Raw genomic sequence first — 4,125 nt, forward strand, 5'->3', positions numbered from 1 at the left:
TAAAAGCTTACCGGACTTCCGGTAAGCTTTTACTATCTGTATGAAACGCTGCTGAAAATTACAGCAACAGAGTCAAAGGACTTTCCAGGTACGTTTTAAGCGTCTGTAAGAACTGAGCTCCCGTGGCACCGTCCACCACTCTGTGATCGCAAGCCAGTGATAGCTTCATGATTTTTCCTACAACAATCTGTCCGTTTTTCACCACCGGCTTTTCGATGATGGCTCCTACGGAAAGAATGGCCGCATTCGGCTGGTTGATGATGCTGGTAAAGGTTTCGATCCCGAACATTCCAAGATTGGAGATAGAGAAAGTGGAACCTTCCATTTCATTTGCTTTAAGACCCTTGTTTTTCGCTCTTCCTGCCATGTCTTTTACCGCGGCGGAAATCTGCGTGTAATTCATCTGGTCCGTATTCTTCAATACAGGAACCACCAGTCCGTCAGGAATGGCTACAGCTACGCCGATGTTGATATTCCCTCTGTGGATGATCTTGTCTCCTGCCCAGCTTGAGTTCACCTGCGGGTGCTTTCTCAGAGCCACAGCAGTTGCCTTGATGATCATATCGTTGAAGGAAATACGGGTATCCGGTAATGAGTTGATCTCTTTTCTAGCCTCGATAGCTTTATCCATATTGATTTCCACCATCAGGTAATAATGCGGAGCAGAGAATTTACTTTCGGAAAGACGCTTGGCAATAATGTTCCTTACCTGCGAATTCTGAGACTCGGTATCTTCACCCTGAACAAAGTTTACCGCAACCTGTGCAGCGGCGGCCGGAGCCTGTGCCGGCTGTGCTGCTTCCTTCTGAGCAGATGGCTGGTAATTTTCGATATCTTTCTTAACGATTCTTCCGTTTTCTCCTGATCCCTGGATGCTGTTGATGTCTACCCCTTTGTCCTGAGCCATCTTTTTAGCAAGAGGAGAAATAGCCACCCGGTCTGAATAGGAAGCTTCGGCAGCAGGTGCTGTTTCTTTCTCTTCTTTCTTAGGTTCGGCTTTCTGCTCAGCCGGTTTTCCAGAAGACTGGCCGCCCGCTTTCGGAGCTCCTACCGCTGAAACGTCTGTTCCTTCAGGACCGATGATGGCCAATACGGAATCCACCGGTGCAGCACCGCCTTCTTCAACACCCTGCTTCAGCAATACGCCGTCAAATTCAGATTCAAAATCCTGAACGGCCTTATCGGTTTCGATTTCTGCAAGAAGGTCACCTTCTTTTACGGTATCCCCCACCTTTTTGTGCCACTTGGCCACTTTACCTTCCGTCATCGTATCGGAAAGGCGCGGCATGGTAATTACTTCCACGCCGGCAGGAACTTCTGCGTCAGCCTGTTCTATGCTGGTTGAATTGTTTTCCGTTTTATGGTCCTCATCGGTTTTCTTTTCTTCAGAGTCACCGGCTTGAGGTGCTTCTCCACCGGTAAGTCCGGAAATATCTTCTCCTTCTTTCCCGATGATGGCCAGTACAGAATCTACGGCAGCAGCACTGCCTTCTTCCACGCCTACATAGAGAAGGGTTCCTTCCATTTCGGACTCAAAATCCTGAACGGCTTTATCCGTTTCAATTTCTGCTAGAATATCGCCTTCTTTTACGGTATCGCCTACTTTTTTATGCCATTTTGCCACTTTCCCTTCCGTCATTGTATCGGAAAGGCGCGGCATTGTAATTACTTCTGCCATAATTTATTTTAATTTGAAAATTTGGTAATCTGTCAATCTGAAAATTAAAAAAGGATTATTGCATATCTCATTCCCAAATTTTCAGATTTCCAAACTGACTCATCATTTTTTTAGTTTTCTAATTTGTCTAGGAACGGGTAATCTTCCTGAGCATATACATACTCATAGATTTTTTCAGGATCCGGATACGGTGAGTTTTCCATGAACTCGATGCATTCTTCTACGAAATCCTTTGATTTACTGTCCATGGCCTCCAGTTCTTCTTCGGTAGCCCATTTATTTTCCAGGATTCTGTGCTTGATCAGTTCGATAGGATCGTCATTTTTATGGATGGCCACTTCTTCTTTGGATCTGTACGGCTCAGCATCAGACATGGAGTGTCCACGGAAACGGTAGGTTCTGGCTTCAATGAAAGTCGGCCCGTCTCCTCTTCTCGCTCTTTCAATAGCTTCATAAGCAGCTTCCGCCACTTTTTCAGGATCCATGGCATCTACGGCAAGACACGGCATTTCATATCCCAATCCTAATTTGTAGATATCCTCGTGGTTGGCGGTTCTTTTTACGGAAGTTCCCATGGCGTACTGGTTATTTTCCACCACAAAAACCACCGGAAGTTTCCAGTTCATGGCCATGTTAAACGTTTCATGCAGCGACCCCTGTCTGGCAGCTCCGTCCCCGAAGAAACAGATGTTGACGGCCTTTCTGTCGAAATACTGGTCTGCAAAGGCAATACCGGCACCCAAAGGGATCTGCCCTCCTACGATACCGTGCCCGCCGTAAAAACGGTGCTCCTTACTGAAAATGTGCATAGATCCGCCCATACCTCCGGACGTTCCCGTTGCTTTACCGCAAAGTTCGGCCATGATTCTTTTAGGATCTACTCCCATCGCCATCGGGTGGATATGGCACCTGTAAGCGGTAATCATACTGTCTTTGGTTAAATCCATTGCATGGGTAAACCCGGCAGGAATGGCCTCCTGACCGTTGTACAAATGTAAAAAACCTCTGATTTTTTGTTTTAGATAGAGAGAACGGCATTTGTCTTCAAACCTTCTCCACATTGTCATATCTTCATACCACTTCAGGTATACCTCTTTAGAAAATTCTTTCATGTGTGAGCCTTTGCTTAATTATAATGAAATAGTTGAGCAAAATTATAAAAAAAACTTTGTTTTTATTGTATACCGGCCCATTGTTTTTTAGTTATAATATTATATTTACACCGTTAAACTTATTTATGGAAGAAAAAAAGCCTTCATTTCTTTTCAGGGTCTCAAAATTCATCTCTGATTTATTCAATCCCCTCGTTTCCTTATGCCTCTTTTTTGTCTATACCAGCATCCGGTTATACTCGTTTGAGGATGCGCTGATGCACTTCCTTCCCCTCCTGCTCATCATCATCCTGCCTGTCGTCATCTGGATCACCTGGAATGTAAAAACGGGACGCTATACCAACATGGATGTTTCCAACCGGGTACAGCGCTTTTCCCTGTACTTTTTCATTACGGCCTGCGTTCTGGCCTATATGATGTTCAATTATATCAGGAACGGCCAGGTGGATCTGGTTGTGCTGTTCATCCTGATTCTTCTGCTCACCATGCAGATCAGTAACTATTATATCAAAAGTTCGATGCATACGGCATTCAATGTTTTTGTAGCGGCGTTATATTTTGCAACGGACCTCGGGTGGGGAATAGCATGGTCCGGGATTGCGGCTTTGGTCGGGCTGACGAGGGTTATCGTAGGAAGACATACCTCAAAAGAAGTATTCATGGGAGCCGGAATTGCGGTTGTGGTATCTTTTCTTTACCTTTATTGCCGTATACAATTTCAATCGTAGAACCCGCTATGAAAATCAACCACCTTACGCCTGCTGAAGAAAATTTAATGAGGCTGTTATGGAAGCTTCATTCCTTTTATCTGAAAGACGTTATGGAGCAGCACCCAGAACCGAAACCGCACCAGAACACCGTTTCCACCTATCTGAAAATCCTTATCGAAAAAGGTTATCTTTCCACACAAAAAGAAGGACGGATTTTCAGATACACCGCAACCGTACCGTTTGAGGACTACCGTACATTCCTGCTGAAAGAGCTGATCCGTCATTTTTTCAATGATTCAGGAGACGAGCTTCTGGGACTGCTGACCACAGAACAGATGATCTCAAAACAGGATGCTGACAAACCGGTACGGGATCCGAACAGAAAGCCTGCCGTAGCCGGAAAGCCCGAATTTGAATATGCTGAAGAAATCCTGAATCCCAAAAAGGAGAAAATTAAAAAACAGGAAAAGGAAAAAGCAAAGGATAAGGACAAGAAGAAGAAAAAAAAGAAAGAAAAATAAAAAACTTTCAGATACAAACAGGCTGTTTCATTTTGAAGCGGCCTTTTTTGTCCAGCAGGCTTCTTCTATTTTTCATTAGGGCTGCAGTTCCCGGGTCAGGGATT

At 44.8% G+C, this 4,125-nt stretch carries 4 protein-coding genes; 2 read left to right on the forward strand and 2 right to left on the reverse strand.

Annotated features, from left to right (window positions below):
• Nucleotides 1-58: 58 nt before the first annotated feature.
• Both QZ735_RS07720 and pdhA read right to left on the reverse strand, forming a co-directional pair.
• Nucleotides 59-1,678, reverse strand: a complete 1,620-nt coding sequence (locus tag QZ735_RS07720) for a pyruvate dehydrogenase complex dihydrolipoamide acetyltransferase (RefSeq protein ID WP_294246479.1) — start codon at nucleotides 1,676-1,678, stop codon at nucleotides 59-61.
• Between the two features lie 110 nt (nucleotides 1,679-1,788).
• Nucleotides 1,789-2,790, reverse strand: a complete 1,002-nt coding sequence (gene pdhA, locus QZ735_RS07725) for a pyruvate dehydrogenase (acetyl-transferring) E1 component subunit alpha (RefSeq protein ID WP_294246481.1) — start codon at nucleotides 2,788-2,790, stop codon at nucleotides 1,789-1,791.
• A gap of 125 nt (nucleotides 2,791-2,915) precedes the next feature.
• Here pdhA and QZ735_RS07730 point away from each other — a divergent pair, with 125 nt between their 5' ends.
• Both QZ735_RS07730 and QZ735_RS07735 read left to right on the forward strand, forming a co-directional pair.
• Complete coding sequence (locus tag QZ735_RS07730) at nucleotides 2,916-3,518, forward strand: phosphatase PAP2 family protein (RefSeq protein WP_294246484.1); 603 nt, start codon at nucleotides 2,916-2,918, stop codon at nucleotides 3,516-3,518.
• An 8-nt stretch (nucleotides 3,519-3,526) separates the two neighbouring features.
• Nucleotides 3,527-4,021: a BlaI/MecI/CopY family transcriptional regulator gene (locus tag QZ735_RS07735; protein WP_294246488.1), complete on the forward strand. Its 495-nt coding sequence runs from the start codon at nucleotides 3,527-3,529 to the stop codon at nucleotides 4,019-4,021.
• Nucleotides 4,022-4,125: the final 104 nt, after the last annotated feature.

The sequence above is a fragment of the uncultured Chryseobacterium sp. genome, assembly GCF_913776365.1.
GTDB lineage: Bacteria > Bacteroidota > Bacteroidia > Flavobacteriales > Weeksellaceae > Chryseobacterium.